Genomic DNA, 16,282 nt, shown 5'->3' with positions numbered 1-16,282 from the left:
CGACCGGCCCCAGGGCGAACGCCGCTACACCGACCGGCCCACCGACAGCCGCGGCTACGGCGACCGGCCGCACGGCGAACGCCGCTACACCGACCGAGCCACCGACGGCCGCGGCTACGGCGACCGGCCCCAGGGCGAACGCCGCTACACCGACCGGCCCACCGACAGCCGCGGCTACGGCGACCGGCCCCAGGGCGAACGCCGCTACACCGACCGGCCCACCGACAGCCGCGGCTACGGCGACCGGCCGCACGGCGAACGCCGCTACACCGACCGGCCCACCGACAGCCGCGGCTACGGCGATCGACCGCAGGGCGAGCGCCGCTACGGCGACCGGGGCGGCTTCCGTCCCGAGGGCCGGGGACGTGACGAGCGGCCGCGCGACGAGCGGCGAGGCTTCGGCGGGCGCCCGCCGGCGCGTACCCACTGATCGTCAGCGTCATCGACGAACGCCGTCGCGGGGCCCGGGCTCCGCGGCGGCGTTTCCGCATCCGCTGCCGGCGGCGGTCGGGTCGCGTAACGTCCGGCTCATGCCGACCATGCCGAAGTCGCTCTTCTGGACCCGGACGGACACCGCCGGCACGGAGCACGCGCTGTTCGACGACGGCCACGGGCTGACCGCGCGGGGCACCCTGACGGCCGTCGACCCGATCCCCTACACCTGCCGCTACCAGCTCGTCACCGACCCGCAGTGGGCCAGCTCCCGCGTCGAGGTGGAGGCGGAGGGCACGGGTTGGCTGCGGAGCGTACGCCTGGAACGGGTGCCCGACGGGTGGCGGGTGACCACCGCCGAGCAGGGTGACCTGGACGCGGCGCTGCGGGCGGCCGGCCATCCGGAGGTCGGACTTCCCGGCACGGACGACCCGGACCGGCTGGCCGGGGCGGTGGACGTCGACCTCGGCGGCGCGGTGCTGCTCAACGCGCTGCCGGTGCGCCGGCTCGGGTTGACCCGCGCGGCGGCCGACACGCCGCACCGCGTCGACGTCGCCTGGGTGCTGGTGCCCAGCCTGCTGGTGGTGCCCGCCGAGCAGGTCTACACCCCGCTGGGCCCGGGCCGGGTCCGCTTCACCAGCGACACCTTCACCGCCGACATCGACCTCGACGGCGACGGCTACGTGCTGCGCTACCCGGGGCTGGCCGAACGCGTCGACCCGCGCTGACGGGCCACGGGCACCTGCCCGCCGGATCAGGAACGGGGCTCAGGTCGGCCAGGCGCCGGTGGTGAGGAAGCGCTCGACGGTCGCCAGGTGCGGGGCCGGGTCGAGCCCGTGGGCGGCCAGCCAGTCGTCGGCGTAGTAGGTGTCGGAGTAGCGGTCGCCGGCGTCGCAGATCAGGGTGACCACCGAGCCGGTGCGCCCCTCGGCGAGCATCTCCGCGATCAGCCCGAAGGCGCCCCACAGGTTCGTGCCGGTCGAGCCGCCCACCCGGCGGCCGAGCACGGCCGATCCGGCGCGCATGGCGGCCATCGAGGCGGCGTCGGGCACCTGGACCATCCGGTCCACCACGGACGGCACGAACGACGCCTCCACGGTCGGCCGGCCGATGCCCTCGATGCGGGAGCCCCGCCCGGTGCGTACCGACCAGTCAGCAGCCTGCCAGGCGGGATAGAACGCGGAGTTCTCCGGGTCGACCACGCACAACTTGGTGGGCAGCCGCTGGTAGCGGGCGTACCGGCCGATGGTGGCGCTGGTGCCGCCCGTGCCGGCGCCCACCACGACCCACGCCGGCACCGGGTGGCGTTCCAGGGCGAGCTGCGCGTAGATCGACTCGGCGATGTTGTTGTTGCCGCGCCAGTCGGTGGCCCGCTCGGCGTAGGTGAACTGGTCCATGAAGTGCCCGCCGGAGTCCTCCGCCAGCCAGCGCGCCTCGACGACCACCTTGGCCGGGTCGTCGACGAGGTGGCAACGACCGCCCTGGAACTCGATCTGGGCGATCTTCTCCGGCGAGGTGGACGCGGGCATCACGGCGATGAACGGCAGCCCCAGCATCCGCGCGAAGTACGCCTCGGAGACCGCCGTCGAGCCGGAGGACGCCTCCACGATCGTGGTCTCCGGGCCGATCCAGCCGTTGCACAGCCCGTAGAGGAAGAGCGAACGGGCCAGGCGGTGCTTCAGCGAGCCGGTCGGGTGCACCGACTCGTCCTTGAGGTAGAGGTCGATCCCCCACGACCGGGGCAGCGGGAACGGCAGCAGGTGGGTGTCGGCGGAGCGGTTGGCGTCCGCCTCGACGGCCGCGATCGCCTCGGTCACCCAGCGCCGGCTGGCCTCGTCGCACCGGTCGATGTGAGTCACTCTCGAAACCTAGCAAGCCGGCTCACTGCGGATCGGCTCCGGTCCGACGGCGCTGGCGGCGCTGACCGGCCCGGCCGGCCGCGAGGATCAGCGGGGCGAGCCGGACGGCGGCGCCGGGCAGCGCGTCGAGGAGCCGGACCTGCGCGCCGCGCCAGCGGGGGACGCTGACCACCGGGCGGGGCCGCCGGGCCAGCCGCGCGGCCCGCCGGGCCACCCGCTCCGGGGTGAGCAGCGTCCCGGTGAAGGAGGCGGCGGCGCCCGGGTCGTCGAGCCGGTCGTGCAGCATCGGCGTCCAGATCCCGTCCGGGCACAGGCACGACACGTGTACGTCCCGGTGCCCGGCCAGCCGCAGGTCGGCGAGGGTGCCGACGCTGAAGGCGATCAGGGCGTGCTTGCTGGCCGCGTAGACGGTCTCGCCGGGCGCGGCCACCAGGCCGGCCAGCGACACGACGTTGAGCACGTGCCCGCGCCCCTGGGTCCGCATGACGGCCAGTGCGGCGAGGGTGCCGTTCATCGCGCCGAGGGCGTTGACCTCGACCACCCGGCGGCGGGTCGCCGCGTCGTGTTCCCAGGAGGGGCCGGTGACGAGGATCCCGGCGTTGTTCACCCAGAGGCCGAGCCCGCCCCGGCCTGCGGCCTCGGCGGCGACGGCGGCGCAGGCGTCGGAGTCGCGTACGTCCAGGGGGCGGGACCAGCCGCCCAGCGGCGCGGCGGCGCTCCGCACCGCCTCGGCGTCGTGGTCGGTGAGGAGCACCGGCCAGCCGTCGGCGTGCAATGCGGCGGCGATGGCCCGGCCGAGACCGCCGGCCGCGCCGGTGACCACGGCCGCTCCGAGGGCTGGCTTCGTCATCGGCGCACGCTATCGCCGCCCGGCGACCGCGCGCCAGGGCCGGACGGGCGCGGATTCCGGCGGCTGCACCCGACGCGGCGCGCGCAGCCCACCGTCGCGCCCGGATGCGCGGTGGCGGGTCAGGTGGCGGGCGGGATCGGGGCCTGCGGCCGGTTCTCCCACTTCGTGGAGAGGGCGATGCCGGTGCGGGTGGAGGCGACGCCGGGGGTGCGGTTCAGCCGCACGATGAGCCGCTCCAGCTCGGCGATGGTGCCGACGCGGGCCTTGAGCATGAACGACTCGACGCCGGCCATGAAGTAGCAGGACTCGATCTCGGGCATCTGCCGGAACGCCTCCAGCACGTCGTCGGTGTCGCCGCCGGAGTCCTGGACGATCCCGATGAGCGCGGTGACGGCGTACCCGATCGCCTCGGGCTCCACCTCCGCCCGGTAGGCCCGGATCACGCCGCTGGACTCCAGCTTGCCGACCCGCTCGTGCACGGCCGGCGCGGAGAGGCCGACCTGCCGGGCCAGCTCGGCGTAGGACAGGCGGGCGTTGCCGCGCAGCAGCTCCACGAGGCTCGAGTCGATGGCGTCCACGGACTGTGACCCTAGCGGTCCGGGCGTAACGTCGGGCACCTGGTGGGCGTTGAACATGACAGGGTGTAGTCGTTCGCAAACTCACCGTCAAAGGAGCGGTACGCAGGTAATATTTCCTAACTTCCCACTCAGTGCGTTTTTCGCGTTTGGCGGACAGGCCAGGTCGCTGGTGCTGTAATTGCCATACGTCCCTCATGACGGCTCTGGGCTCGCACCGGCCGGGGGCAGTGTGTTCAGCCGGGGGCTTCGTCGACGCGAGGAGGGGGCTGTGGACACTGGAGATCGCCTGCTGACACCGGGTGAAGTTGCCGCGCTGTTTCGGGTTGACCCGAAAACTGTGACGCGCTGGGCGGCGGCCGGCCGGATAGGCAGCATCCGGACTCCAGGCGGGCATCGCCGGTTTCGGGAATCCGAGGTGCGGGCCCTGCTTGAGGGGGAGGGCATGTTGGACGAGGCGGAAGACGTCGGCAAACCGCGCAACGCGGGGCCGGCCGCCTCTACCGGGCCCGGCCCGGCCAACGCCGGCATGTACTGAATGGTGCGGATCGTCACGCGGACCGGACGTGGGCTCCGGTCCGCGTCCCGGTGGGTCGGGCCGGGTTCACTCCCGCGCCGCGCCCAGCTCGCCCGACCAACGGCGGAACAGCGTGTGCGGTACGCCCAGCGCGTCCAGCACCTTGCCGGCCACGAAGTCGACGAGCTGCGGCGCGGAGGCCGCCGCCCCCGCCCCGTAGAAGCCGGGGCTGGCCGGCAGCACCACCGCCCCGGCGTCGTGCAGGGCGATCAGGTGTTCGAGGTGGCTGCGGGTCACCGGCGTCTCCCGGGGCACCACCACCACCGGCCGGCGCTCCTTCAGGTTGACCTCGGCGGCCCGCTGCAACAGGTCCTTGGAGAGCCCGATCGCGATGCCGGCGCAGGCCGCCGTGCTCGCCGGCACCACCACCATCCCGCGTACCCGGTAGGAGCCGCTGCTCGGGCCGGCGGCCAGGTCCCCGGCGGGCCAGTGCCGCACGTCGGCTCCCGCCAGGTCGCGGCCCAGCCAGGCGGCGAGGTCCTCGGCCCAGTGCCCGTCCCGGAACGGGCGACCGGTCTCGTCCAGGACGGTCAGCCGGGCGGCCCGGGAGACGATCAGGTCCACCGGATCGCCGGCGTCGAGCAGCGCCCGCACGACGGCCGCCGCGTACGGCGTGCCGGACGCTCCGGAGACTCCGACCACCCATGGTTCGCGCATGCCCTCCAGCCTGCCTGGTTCCCCCGCGCGCCGCGCCGTCACCCCCGCCTCCGCTGCGGGGTCGGGGTGCCGTCGACGCCCGCACGGCCGCCGGGGCTGCCCGACGGGACGCGTGCTCCTGATCTCTGACATGCTCGGACGCCGGGATCACCGGTGTGCGGCGACCGGAGGGGCGGTACGACCGATGACGGCGGCGGCAGCCCGCGCACTACGTGCCACCTGTCCACTCCCCGCCCGCTGCTCGCCGCACACCGAGGCGACACACGAGTGGCTGGCCGGCTGGGTCCGCCGCTTCGGCCTGCCGCTGGACGAGCTCGCCCTGCGCCGGCTGGACGCCGGTCGGGTCGCCTGGTACGCCGGCCGGCTCTATCCCGACGCCAGCGCTGCGGACCTACGTATGGTGGCGGCACTCTGGACCTGGTTCTTCCTGCTCGACGACGCCTGCGACGGACCCCACCGCGCCACCGGCGCGCAGGTCGCCGCGTTACGGGCCGAGGTGCTGCGGGTGCTGCGGCACGGCTCCGGCAGCCGCCCGCCCGGGTCGCGGGACCCGCTGCTCCGGATGCTGGCGGACGCCTGGCAGGTGCCGCGGGCCCGGATGCCGCTGCCGTGGCGGCGACGTTTCGCCGACGCCGTCGCCCACCACCTGGCCGGCAACCGGGTGGAGGCGGAGAACAAGACCCGGGGCCACGCTCCCGGCGTCGCCGAGTACGTCACGCTGCGCCGGGCCACCTCGGCGGCGTACGTGTCGTACACGATGATCGAGTTCGTCACCGGTCACGCGCTGCCGGATGCCGTCTACCACCATCCGGCCCTCGGGGCGCTGGCGGCCACCGGCAACGACCTGCTCTCCTGGTTCAACGACCTGGTGTCCCTGGAGACGGACCGGGCCACCTCGGGCGGGCACAACCTGGTGCTGGCGATCGCCCGGGAGCAGCGGCTGCCGGAGGAGCGGGCCGTGGAGGTGGCGACGGCCCGCTGGCGCGCGACGATGCGCGAGTTCATGGAGTTGCGCGCGGCGGTGCCGTCCTTCGGCCCGGCGCTGGACCCGGCGGTGGCCGCGCACGTGGAGGGGGTGGCCCGCTCGGTGCGCGGCACGATCGACTGGTCGCTGGAGAGCGCCCGGTACGCGGCACCCCGCAGCTGAACGGGACGCCGCCGGCTCGGTCAGGGGGTGCGCCGTTGCCGGTCCGCGAGGGTGTTGAGCAGCGCGGCGGCGGTGCCGGCGTCGTCGACCGTGACGACGATCGAGCGCCCGCCGGTCCGCTCGACGAGCAGCCCCTCGCCCGCACGCAGGACGATGCCGACCCGGCCGCCACGGCCCACCCGCCAGCCCCAGCCGCCGAACTCGCCGAGCGGGCGGACCTGGACGACCTCGGCGCGCAGCACCTCGTCGAGGGGCACGTGGGTACGCGGCCAGCCGGCCGACGACCGGACCGACAGGCCGGTCCCGTCGACCCGGACCGTGAAGGCGAACATCGCCACGAAGATCCCGACCAGCAGCGCCGCAACGATCAGCAGGCCCCACGTACCGCTGACGACGGCGAGCGCGACCAGGACGACGATGGCCACGGCGCCCAGCACGATCCCCGGCCCGGCGCCGGTGTGCCCGATCCACACCGCCCGTTCGCCCACCGCCAGGGGGAGGCGGGACGCCTCGGGCGCGACGGGGGCGTCGGCCGGCTGGGGCGGATCACCGGGCAGGAGCAGGCCGACGAGCACGGCCGGCACGAGGGAGCCGACGATCGCCAGGGTGAGCACGCCGCCGATCCCGCCGGCTTCGTGCGCGTCGGCCAGCCCGAGCTGGGCGTGCAGGGCGCCGAGTTGGAGGAGGGCCAGGAAGAGTGCCACCCAGATGGTGGTGGCCGCGCCAATGCGGCGGTTAGCCGCCGACTGCCCCCACAGCGTCGTGACCGCGCCGAAGCCGAGCACCAGGAGGGCGCCGAGGCCGAGGACGACCCAGAGGGAGGCACCGAGGGACATGAAGCCGTCGGGCCTGTCCCGGGCTCCCCAGTGCGTGGCGACCGGGTCGGGCAGGTCCCCGTGCCAGGAGAGGGCCACGGCGGCGGCCACGGCCAGGATCGAGAGCCCGGCGATGGTGACCGTCAGGCCGACGCGGCGCATCCGCCGGTGCAGGGCGCGGGGAGGCTCGGTGCCGGTGGTCATCAGAGGAACGCCTCCTTCAGCAGTGTCGCGGTGGCTTCCGGGGAGAAGCGCAGGGCACGTGCCTCGCGCACCACCTCGTCGATGGCGGCCAGCAGCTTGGCGTGGTCGGCTGCGGGTCGGGCGGTGACGATGGCGCCACGGCCGCGCCGCAGCTCGATCAGCCCGTCGGCCCGGAGCAGCTGGTAGGCACGGAGCACCGTGTGCACGTTGAGATCGAGCGAGGCGGCGAGTTCGCGGGCTGCGGGCAGCCGTTCGCCGGGTTGCAGGACGCCCCGCGCCACGGCGAGGCGTACCTGCGTGACGAGCTGGGCGAAGAGCGGTTCGTCCAGCGAGGGGTCGATGCGGAAGAGCATCTCTAAAGGTTACTTGTTCTAGTGTTGATAGAACAAATAGACCGGTGGTACGCGAACGGCGGCGGTGCCGGGCGCACCGCCGCCGTTGCCGTCCCCGCGGCTGCTAGGCGCGCAGCCCGAGCCGCACCACCAGGTCGAGCAGGGCGAAGATGAACAGGGCGATGCCGACGAAGCCGTTGGCGGTGAAGAAGGCCCGGTTGACCTTGCTCAGGTCCGTCGGACTGACCACCAGGTGCTGGTAGCCGAAGGCGACGGCGGTCAACGCCAGCCCCACCCACCAGAGCCAGCCGAAGCCGATCAGCGCCCCGAACCAGACGAACAGCGCGAACGTCACCACGTGGGCGACGGTGGAGGCGTGCAGCGCGAACCGCAGCCCGTAGCGGGCCGGCACGCTGTGCACGCCGATCTGCCGGTCCACCTCGGCGTCCTGGCAGGCGTAGATGAGGTCGAACCCGCCGATCCAGAGGCCGACGGCCACGCCGAGCAGCCAGGCGGGCCAGGAGCCGTCGAGGGTGCCGGTGACGCCCAGCCAGGCGCCGACCGGCCCGACGGCCTGGGCGACGGCCAGGATGGCGTGCGGCCAGTTGGTGAACCGCTTGCCGTACGGGTAGACGACCAGCGGCACCACGGCGAGCGGTGCGAGCACCAGGCAGAGCGGGTTGAGCAGGGCGGCGGCGGCGAGGAAGACCACGAGCGCGACCGCCGCGCCGGTCCAGGCCGTCCGCACGCTGACCGCCCCGGTGACCAGTTCCCGCGAGGCGGTACGCGGGTTCCGCGCGTCGATCCGCCGGTCGAGGATCCGGTTCGCGGCCATCGCGAACGTCCGCGCGCCGACCATCGCCACGGTGATCAGCAGCAGGTCCGCCCAGCGCACCCGCCCGCCGTCGACCTGCATGGCGGTGAGCGCCGACAGGTACGCGAACGGCAGCGCGAACACGGAGTGCTCGATCGCCACCAGCTTGAGGAAGGACTTCACCCGGCCCGGTCGTTGCACCGGTTCGACGGCGGTGGCCATCAGATGCCGTACTCCTTCCAGCGCTTGTCGACCAGCGAGACGACCTCGGGGGCCATCCGCATCTCCTCCGGCCAGCCCCGGGTGTAGCCCTCCTCGGGCAGCTTGCGGGTGGCGTCGACGCCCGCCTTGCCGCCCCAGAACTGCTGGTACGACGCGTGGTCGAGGTGGTCGACCGGGCCCTCGGTGAGCAGCAGGTCGCGGGCGTAGTCGACGTTGCCGAAGGCGCGGAAGGCGACCTCGTTGTAGTCGTGCACGTCGCAGTCCTCGTCGACGATCACGATCAGCTTGGTCAGCGACATCATGTGCGCGCCCCAGATCGCGTTCATCACCTTCTGCGCGTGCTTCGGGTAGCGCTTGCGGATCGACACGATCGCGCAGTTGTGGAAGACCCCGGCGGCCGGCAGGTCGTAGTCGACGATGTCCGGGATCAGGAAGCGCAGCAGCGGCGCGAAGATCCGCTCGGTGGCCTTGCCGAGGCCGTGGTCCTCCTGCGGCGGCTGCGACGTGACGATCGAGTGGTAGACCGGGTCACGCTGCATGGTCATGCACTCGATGTGCATGACCGGGAAGGGCTCCACCGGCGTGTAGAAGCCGGTGTGGTCGCCGAAGGGGCCCTCCGGGAGCCGCTCGCCCGGCTCGATGTAGCCCTCCAGGACGATCTGTGCGTGCGCCGGCACCTGCAACGGGACGGTCAGGCAGTCCACCATCTCGACCCGCTCGCCGCGCAGGTATCCGGCGAACAGGTATTCGTCGATGTCGGCGGGGAGCGGGGCGCTGGCCGCGTACGCGACCGCGGGGTCGGCGCCGATGGCGATCGCCACCGGCAGCCGCTGCCCGAGCCGCTCGGCGACCGCGTGGTGCGCCGTGGAGTTCTTGTGGATCTGCCAGTGCATGCCGATGGTGTTCCGCGAGTGCTGCTGCAACCGGTAGAGCCCCAGGTTGCGCTTGCCGCTCTCCGGGTGCTTCGTGTGGGTCAGCCCGAAGTTGTGGAAGATCCCGCCGTCGCCCGGCCAGACCTGCAGCCCCGGCAGCCGGTTCAGGTCGACGTCGTCGCCCCGGTAGACCACCTGCTGGCAGGGGGCGGTCTTGACCTTCTTCGGCGGCATCGACTTGAGCTGCATGACCTTGCCGAGGCCGCCCATCATCCCGGAGAAGCCCTGCGGCAGCTCCGGCTTGAGCATCTCGCCGATCCGCGCGCCGATCTCGTCGAGGTGCTCCACCCCGAGCGCCATCGCCATCCGCTTCTCGGTGCCGAAGAGGTTGATCGCCACCGGCATCTCGCCCCGGGTCGGCCGTTCGAAGAGCAGCGCCGGGCCGTCCGCGCGGACCGTCCGGGTGACGATCTCGCTGATCTCCAGGGTGGGATCGACCGGGACGCTCACCCGCCGCAGTTCGCCCGCGCGCTCCAGAGCCGCGAGGAAGTCCTTGAGATCGGTGTACGGGAAGCCACGTGCCGCCATGCCTGCCAGTCTCCCGTACCGACCTGGGCGGCGACCACGCCGGGTGGTGTGACACCGGCGATCCACCGGTACGGCGGCGCGGGAACGGGGTCCGACCGCGTTCGACCGGAGGCGGGTGTGCGCCGCCGAAACAGGGCTTCGACGGGTCGGACGGGACAGCCGGTGATCACTAGGATCAGGTCCACCGATCGGGCCGGCGGTGCCGCTCCGCCGCGGTTTCCGGGCCGGCCCGCCCCACGGAGGAGATCGATGGCAGCTGTGCGTATCCCGCGCCGCGGAATGTCGCGCGCCCTGACCGTGCTGGCCGTGGTCACGGCGGGCACCGGCGTGGTGGCCGGCCCGGCCGCCGCGCAGACGGACCCCGGCTGGGTCAGCGGATGGTTCAACGACCTCACCATCGGCGCGCCGGGCGCGCCCGGCCGGATGGCGCCGCTGGAGCTGAGCAGCACCGGCGCGACCGCCCCCCGGGTCACCGTCGACCTGTCCGGTCTCGCCGGCGTCGCCACGGCCAGCTTCCCCGACTGGTGCGTCACCGAGGGCGCCTCGGTGACCTGCCCGATGCCGCCGGGGGCGACCCCGGACGAGTACGGCACCGTCAACGGCACGGTGCCGCTGGTGTTCCGCGCCGCGCCCGGCGCCGTCCACGGCGCGACCGGCACGCTGGGCTACACGGTGCGGGCCGACGGGCTGGAGCCGCAGACCCATCAGGCGACCGTCGACGTGCGGTCCGGCCCCGACCTGGTCGGCCTGGTCGACGAGTACGTCTCGGGCGTCGACGTCGGGGATGTCCGCGACGTGCCCGTGTCCGTGGTCAACGCCGGTGACCAGGCGGCCGGGGACCTCCGGGTGACTCTCCGCTTCCCGGTCGGGCTGCAACCTGCCAGCTACCGCAACTGCCGGTACGGCACCGACCCGGTGCTCGCCACGGTGGTGGTCTGCACCGTGCGGGGCACCTTCGCGCCCGGGGTCCGCCACGAGCTGCGGCACGGCTTCACCACCACGGTCGGCCCGGCCGCCCTCGGCGACAAGCGCATCGGCCATTTCGTGGAACCGCTGGCCACCGCGGGACCGCTGCCCGACAACGTACGGCTGACCCGGCGGGAGGCCGACCGCGCGCTCCGGCTGCGCCCGGTCGGCGAGCCGATGGATCCGATCACCGCCGACGGCGCCGGCGGCACCACCTACCTGCGCGCCATCCACGGCGCCTTCGACATCGTCGCCACGGGCGCCACCGTCACCGGCGCCGTCGGTGACACCGTGCGGGTGACCGTGGGGGTCCGCAACGACGGTCCGGGTGTCCCGGACGGCACCGTCTCCGGCGGCAACGCCGGCGGGTTCCTCTTCACCCCGCCCGCCGGAGTGACCGTGCTGGCCGACCCGCCCGGCTGCGTACCGACCAGCGACGACGAGGGTGGCGCTCCGACGGCGTGGGTCTGCTGGCTGGGGGCGGTGTTCCCCGCTGGGCAGAGCTTCACGGTGCCGTTCGAGCTGCGGATCGACGGGCCGACCGGCGCTCCCGGCGAGGTCCGGTTGTACTACAACTACCCGCGCCTGGACGACGATCCGGCCAACGACTCCGCCCCGGTCACCCTCGGCTGACCTGATCCCGGCCTGCCTCCAGCGGGTGGGCCGGCGAGGAGGGCCGGCTGCGGGCGTACCGTGGCCGGCCCTCCCGCCGTCGGCACCCGTCCCGGGCAGGTTCAGCGGTGCGCGCTCGGAGCGCCGGAAGGCTCCCAGGCGTACGCGGCCAGGGGCGCGTCGAGCGGGGCGCCGGTGAGCCGGTTGGCGAAGGTCGAGATGGTGTACGTGCCGACGCCGAGCACCACGTCCAGCGCGTGCCGGGGCTGGTAGCCGGCGGCCAGGAAGGTGGTGATCCCGTCCTCGGGCACCGCGCCGCGGTGGTCGAGCACGGCGACGGTGAATCGCCGCAACGCCTCCAGCCGGTCGTCGGGCAGGGGCGTGCCGGCGCGCAGCGCGCCGACCAGCTCGGGCGTGGCACCGTGCCGGGCGAGGGCGGCGGTGTGCATGGCGACGCAGAGGTGGCACTCGTTGCGGGTGGCGACCGTCATGACGACGACCTCCCGTTCGAGCGGTTCGAGGGCGCACTTCTCGAAGATGCCGTTGCCGGTCAGGAAGCCGGTGAGCAGCTCCGGGGACTCGGCCATCAGGCCGACCGCCGCGGGCAGGTGCCCGAGCCGGCGGCGTACGCCCTCGATGGTCGGCCGGGCGGCGGCGGGGGCGGTGTCGACGGTGTGCGCGGTGAACGTGGGCACGGCAACCTGCTCTCGGAGGCTCGGGGATGGTCGGCGTCGCGCCGGGCGTGACGTAGGATCGTCAACGTGGTTGTCGAAATAGTAAACCGGGTTGTCGAACGTGGCAACGGCTGACCCCGACCGGCCCGGCTTCCTGCTGCCCCTGCTGCTGCTGGCCGGCTTCCGTACGCTCATCGACGACCTGCACGCGGAGCTGGCCCGGCAGGGTCACCCGGAGCTGCGGCCGCTGCACGGCTTCGTCCTCCAGGCCGTCGGCGCCGAGGGCACCACCGCCACGGAGCTGGGCCAGCGACTCGGCGTCTCCAAGCAGGCGGCCGGCAAGACGGTGGACCGGCTGGTCGCCCTCGGCTACCTGGAGCGCGCCGACGACCCGCGCGACGCCCGACGCAAGCTGGTCCGGGCGACCCCGCACGGCCTGGACGGACTGCGCCGCTCGGCGGCTGTCTTCGACCAGCTCCGGCAGCGGTGGGCGGCCACCCTCGGCCCCGACCGGGTCGCCGCGATGGAGGACGACCTGCGGGCGGTCACCCCGGCCAACCCGTTCCGCCTCGACGTGCCCGGCTGGTTCGGCGGCTGACGCCCGGCCCTTGGAGCCCACGCGCGCCTACGCGGCGGCGACGAAGCGATCGGCTCCTCGTTGGACCGGCCATGGGAGAGACACGCGCGTCCCGGTCGGCGAGCTGGCTCCGGAGCGCGTGGAGTCGCCTGCGTGGCGGTTGGCAACTCGTGGCGGAGTTGACGCTGGCGGCGACCGCCTCCTGGTTCGTCGCCAGCCGCCTCCTCGGAGGTCCGCACGGGAGTGACGACAGCGCGGCGTTCTACGCGCCGGCCGCCGCGTTGATCGTCCTGGCCCAGGCCCGGGGCGTACGGCTGCGGCAGGCGATCCGGGTCCTGGCCGGGATCGCCGTCGGGGTGATCCTCGGCGAGGTCGTGATCTGGGCACTCGGCGCCCGTTCCACCGCCGCCATCTTCGTGGTCATCCTGGCCGCCGCCGGGGTGTCGATCGCCGCCGGGGCTCCCGGCGTCGTCCGGAACCAGTTGACGACGTCCGCGCTCTTCCTGGTCGCCGTGGTCCCGCCGAACCACGAGCTGGAGCCGACCCGCCTCTACGACGCGCTGATCGGCGGCTCCATCGCGCTGCTGATCACCCAGGTCGCGGGCGCCCGCTCGCCCCTGGGACCCCTGGACACCGAGGGACGGCGGGCGTTCGCCGAGCTGGCCGGGGTCCTCGCGGACATCCGCCGGGCGGTACGGCGGCACGACGGGGCGGCGGCCGAGGCCGCCCTCGGCCGGGCGCGGCAGATGGACGCGCGTACCGACGCGCTCCGCAAGGCGGTGCGGGTCGCCGACGAGAACCTGCGGCTCGCGATCTGGGCGCGGCACAGTCGTCCACGCGTCGATGCCGCCCGGGCCGCCGTCGACCAGCTCGACTACGCCGTCCGCAACACCCGCACGCTGGCACGCTCGGCAGTGGTGCTCACCCACCTGCCGGACCCGCCGCCGGGGCAGCTCGATCCCGCCCTGGCCGCGCTGGAGCAGTTGACGAGCTGCGCCGCCGCGGTGCTCGCCGCCGTCGTCGCCGGCGAGAGCGACGCGGTCGACCGGCACACCGGCCGGGCGAAGGAGGTCGCCCTCGACACGGTACGGGCGATGTCACCGCTGCTCCGGCACGAGCAGCCGTTGCCGGTCAGCACGATCATCGGCCAGATCCGGATGGTGGTCGTCGATTTGCTGCGCAGCGCCCGGGCGGACGACCCGGACGCGCTGGACGCGATCGACCGGGCACTGGACCTGCCCACCGCCCACCGGGGGCGCTGACCGCCGCCCTCCGCGCGGCGGTTGCCGTTCCGCTCCACGGCCGCTGGGCAGGGCAGCCCACGACCCGCGCGGAGCCGTTCACCCGCGCCCCGTCGCGGGTGTGGCACCCGTCCGGAGCCGGGAGCGGGCGGGCGTCGGGCGGGGCTCGCAGCAGCACGACCGCCCGCCGTCAAGACCCCCGGTCACCGTCGGCCGAACGGGCGAAGCCCGAACGGAGCGCGCCGCACCGCTTCTCGGGCCCGCGCCGGTCGACCCGCCGACGAGCGTCCGGCCCGGGACACCTGAGGCGGTCATCGGCCTTTCGGTCACCCCGTAACACACCATGGCCGAGCGCGGCCAGCACCCTCCATTCAGAATTCCCGGACGTTCAGTCGGCCCGCGTCCGGCCCGGCCGGAAACGTAAATCTTCCGACATTGCACACGCGCAATTGCAGTGGTTCCGTCACCACCATCCGAAACAGCTTCCATCGGAGAAGGACGAGGTGGCGGTCGGCGATGGCCAAATTCGATCAGCGCGACCAGCAGGTGCACGGAGGGCAGTTCAACGCCGACAAGATCGATCTGCGGAACGCCGTTTTCGAACGCGTCCCCGACGCCGCCGGGCAGGCGGAGGTCATCCGTCGCCTGGGGCTTGTCCTGAGCGCCGTGGAGCAGGCCGTCTCCAGCGGCGCCCTCGACCCGCAGACCGGCCTGTCCATCGCCGGCGACCTGCGCGGTGCCGCCCGGAGCCTGGCCGAGGACAACCGCACGGACGCTTCCCGGCGGATGCGCAGGGCCATCGACGTGTTGCAGGCGACGGCCCCGCTCGCGGCGATCGGCGGTGCGCTGGCGACCATCTGGAACACGGTGGGCGGAGGATCCTGATGACCACCTTCGACCAGCAGGAACAACACGTCTTCGGCGACCAGATCAACGCGGACACGGTGCACATCAACCCCTCCGACGGGCCGAAGGAGCTGATGGAGTACGGGCGGCGTGCCGTCGCCGAACGGCTGTATCAGGAAGCGGTCGGCTACTTCGCCGCAGCGATCGCCAAGGGGGCGCGAGGCTCCGCCCCGCACTACTACCTGGCGCTCGCGCTCCTCGGCGGCCGGCGGCCCAGCCGCATGGGCCGCGAGGCGCAGCAGGTGATGGCACGGGTGGAGGAGCAACTGGACAAGGCGCTCCAGGTCGATCCCGACACAGGGCACGCCGCCCTGCTCTGGGCCGCCATCAAGCGTGACCACTACGCCGGTCGCCACGACCCGGGCCCCTCGGTCAGTTACCTGGAATCACTGGCCGGCGAGGTCGATCCGGTGCACGCGGCCGAGATCGCGCCCTTCCTCGACAGCCGCGAGAACCCGCTGTGGAATGACGCGGTCGCGGTGGCGAAGGCGGGCATCAAGGAACGCGAGCCGGATGTGCACCGGTACTTTCTCCGTACGCCTGACTTGCCCGCCACCGCCGGTCCGCAGGCCATCATGGCCGCCGGCGCGGCGATGGTGGCCCTCGCGCTGGTCCTCATGCTGGCGTCGTTGTCGACGTCCGCCTACTTCCCCCTGGGAATACTGGTGGGTGCGGGCGGCGCCGTTCTGGCGGTGAAGGGTTTCCGCCAGTACGACGCCCTCATGTCGAAGTACGACCGCGAGATGGCGGCGGTGACCGGCCCGACGCCCGACGACGAGCAGATGGACAGGTGGCTGCACTTCGACAAGATCGGCATGCTCGATCATGCCCTCCGGTACGTCGATCGCGAACTCGACGACCTGATCTGCGAACCGCAGTTCGTCCTCAGCCCCGCCCTGCGAACCGAAGAGGCGGTGGGAGACGACGGAATCCGAAGATTCTCGCGGTACAAGTTCGTCATCCTGCTGCTCGGGCAGAGTCGAATCTCGGTCTTCTCCTGCGAGTGGGACTTCGTCCGGTGCGTCGTGTCGAAAGCCGACGCCTTCGACTTCCGCTACCGGGACATCACGGCACTGCGGATGCGGCAGTTGCACGAGGCGCCGCAGGGCAGCCGGCTGGTCATCACCGACGACGAGGGCGAGGAGTCGGAGGTGCGGTTCGCCAAGGTCTTCGAGATGATCATCGCCGGATCGGACCGGATCGCGGTGGCCATCGACGTCCAGGAACAGAACGACGACGCCGAGCTGCAACCGACCGGTGCCGCCGCCGCCGAGCGGCTCATCCGGCGGCAGTTGGACGACGCGGCCTGACCGCCCCGCCGCGCCTCATCGGTGTCGAATCCCAGGCGCCGGAGTAGAGCCG

General features: G+C 73.3%; 17 protein-coding genes and 1 pseudogene. 9 read left to right on the top strand and 9 right to left on the bottom strand.

Annotated features, from left to right (window positions below):
• Positions 1-430: pseudogene (locus tag ACGFIR_RS02825) on the top strand (RNA helicase); the annotation flags it as partial.
• 109 nt (positions 431-539) lie between these two features.
• Entirely contained in the window at positions 540-1,160 is a 621-nt protein-coding gene (locus tag ACGFIR_RS02820) for a putative glycolipid-binding domain-containing protein (protein WP_393143720.1), read from the top strand.
• Positions 1,161-1,199: 39 nt separating this feature from the next.
• Here ACGFIR_RS02820 and ACGFIR_RS02815 read toward each other — a convergent pair whose 3' ends face one another.
• From ACGFIR_RS02815 to ACGFIR_RS02805, 3 genes are all read right to left on the bottom strand, one after another.
• Entirely contained in the window at positions 1,200-2,291 is a 1,092-nt protein-coding gene (locus tag ACGFIR_RS02815; RefSeq protein WP_393001089.1) for a PLP-dependent cysteine synthase family protein, read from the bottom strand.
• 22 nt (positions 2,292-2,313) lie between these two features.
• Positions 2,314-3,141 (bottom strand): SDR family NAD(P)-dependent oxidoreductase, encoded by an 828-nt coding sequence (locus ACGFIR_RS02810; RefSeq protein WP_393142882.1) that lies wholly within the window; start codon positions 3,139-3,141, stop codon positions 2,314-2,316.
• A gap of 119 nt (positions 3,142-3,260) precedes the next feature.
• Entirely contained in the window at positions 3,261-3,719 is a 459-nt protein-coding gene (locus ACGFIR_RS02805) for an Lrp/AsnC family transcriptional regulator (protein WP_393001093.1), read from the bottom strand.
• Positions 3,720-3,987: 268 nt separating this feature from the next.
• Between ACGFIR_RS02805 and ACGFIR_RS02800 the strand changes: the two genes are divergently transcribed.
• Positions 3,988-4,254 carry a BldC family transcriptional regulator gene (locus ACGFIR_RS02800; protein ID WP_089002465.1) on the top strand — a complete coding sequence of 89 codons (267 nt, stop codon included), beginning with the start codon at positions 3,988-3,990 and terminating at the stop codon, positions 4,252-4,254.
• A gap of 66 nt (positions 4,255-4,320) precedes the next feature.
• On the opposite strand, the gene ACGFIR_RS02795 is transcribed toward ACGFIR_RS02800, so the two are convergent.
• Complete coding sequence (locus tag ACGFIR_RS02795) at positions 4,321-4,950, bottom strand: UbiX family flavin prenyltransferase (protein ID WP_393142880.1); 630 nt, start codon at positions 4,948-4,950, stop codon at positions 4,321-4,323.
• A 184-nt stretch (positions 4,951-5,134) separates the two neighbouring features.
• Between ACGFIR_RS02795 and ACGFIR_RS02790 the strand changes: the two genes are divergently transcribed.
• A complete protein-coding gene (locus ACGFIR_RS02790; RefSeq protein ID WP_393142878.1) occupies positions 5,135-6,097 on the top strand; it encodes a terpene synthase in 963 nt (320 codons plus the stop codon).
• A gap of 20 nt (positions 6,098-6,117) precedes the next feature.
• Here the strand turns inward: ACGFIR_RS02790 and ACGFIR_RS02785 are convergent, their stop codons facing one another.
• The 4 genes from ACGFIR_RS02785 to ACGFIR_RS02770 form a co-directional block, all read right to left on the bottom strand.
• A complete protein-coding gene (locus ACGFIR_RS02785) occupies positions 6,118-7,116 on the bottom strand; it encodes a hypothetical protein (RefSeq protein ID WP_393142876.1) in 999 nt (332 codons plus the stop codon).
• Positions 7,116-7,469: a GntR family transcriptional regulator gene (locus ACGFIR_RS02780; protein WP_393001101.1), complete on the bottom strand. Its 354-nt coding sequence runs from the start codon at positions 7,467-7,469 to the stop codon at positions 7,116-7,118. The genes ACGFIR_RS02785 and ACGFIR_RS02780 overlap by 1 nt, the downstream gene beginning before the upstream one ends.
• A gap of 103 nt (positions 7,470-7,572) precedes the next feature.
• The gene (mqnP, locus tag ACGFIR_RS02775; protein WP_393142874.1) at positions 7,573-8,484 is read right to left on the bottom strand and encodes a menaquinone biosynthesis prenyltransferase MqnP; all 912 of its coding nucleotides are present in this window, start codon (positions 8,482-8,484) and stop codon (positions 7,573-7,575) included.
• Positions 8,484-9,944 carry a menaquinone biosynthesis decarboxylase gene (locus ACGFIR_RS02770; protein WP_393142872.1) on the bottom strand — a complete coding sequence of 487 codons (1,461 nt, stop codon included), beginning with the start codon at positions 9,942-9,944 and terminating at the stop codon, positions 8,484-8,486. Before ACGFIR_RS02770 ends, mqnP begins: the two co-directional genes overlap by 1 nt.
• Before the next feature lie 249 nt (positions 9,945-10,193).
• On the opposite strand from ACGFIR_RS02770, the gene ACGFIR_RS02765 reads away from it, so the two are divergent.
• Complete coding sequence (locus tag ACGFIR_RS02765) at positions 10,194-11,543, top strand: hypothetical protein (RefSeq protein WP_393142870.1); 1,350 nt, start codon at positions 10,194-10,196, stop codon at positions 11,541-11,543.
• 101 nt (positions 11,544-11,644) lie between these two features.
• Here the strand turns inward: ACGFIR_RS02765 and ACGFIR_RS02760 are convergent, their stop codons facing one another.
• The gene (locus ACGFIR_RS02760; RefSeq protein WP_393142868.1) at positions 11,645-12,217 is read right to left on the bottom strand and encodes a carboxymuconolactone decarboxylase family protein; all 573 of its coding nucleotides are present in this window, start codon (positions 12,215-12,217) and stop codon (positions 11,645-11,647) included.
• Positions 12,218-12,317: 100 nt separating this feature from the next.
• Here ACGFIR_RS02760 and ACGFIR_RS02755 point away from each other — a divergent pair, with 100 nt between their 5' ends.
• From ACGFIR_RS02755 to ACGFIR_RS02740, 4 genes are all read left to right on the top strand, one after another.
• Positions 12,318-12,794, top strand: coding sequence for a MarR family winged helix-turn-helix transcriptional regulator (locus ACGFIR_RS02755; protein ID WP_393001111.1), 477 nt, complete (start codon positions 12,318-12,320; stop codon positions 12,792-12,794).
• A 71-nt stretch (positions 12,795-12,865) separates the two neighbouring features.
• Positions 12,866-14,035: an FUSC family protein gene (locus ACGFIR_RS02750; RefSeq protein ID WP_393142866.1), complete on the top strand. Its 1,170-nt coding sequence runs from the start codon at positions 12,866-12,868 to the stop codon at positions 14,033-14,035.
• 495 nt (positions 14,036-14,530) lie between these two features.
• The gene (locus ACGFIR_RS02745) at positions 14,531-14,899 is read left to right on the top strand and encodes a hypothetical protein (protein ID WP_393001115.1); all 369 of its coding nucleotides are present in this window, start codon (positions 14,531-14,533) and stop codon (positions 14,897-14,899) included.
• Entirely contained in the window at positions 14,899-16,230 is a 1,332-nt protein-coding gene (locus tag ACGFIR_RS02740) for a hypothetical protein (RefSeq protein ID WP_393142864.1), read from the top strand. Before ACGFIR_RS02745 ends, ACGFIR_RS02740 begins: the two co-directional genes overlap by 1 nt.
• Positions 16,231-16,282: the final 52 nt, after the last annotated feature.

The sequence above is a fragment of the Micromonospora sp. NPDC049051 genome (assembly GCF_043197575.1).
Taxonomy (GTDB): Bacteria; Actinomycetota; Actinomycetes; order Mycobacteriales; family Micromonosporaceae; genus Micromonospora.
This window is presented reverse-complemented; position numbering and strand designations above follow the sequence as displayed.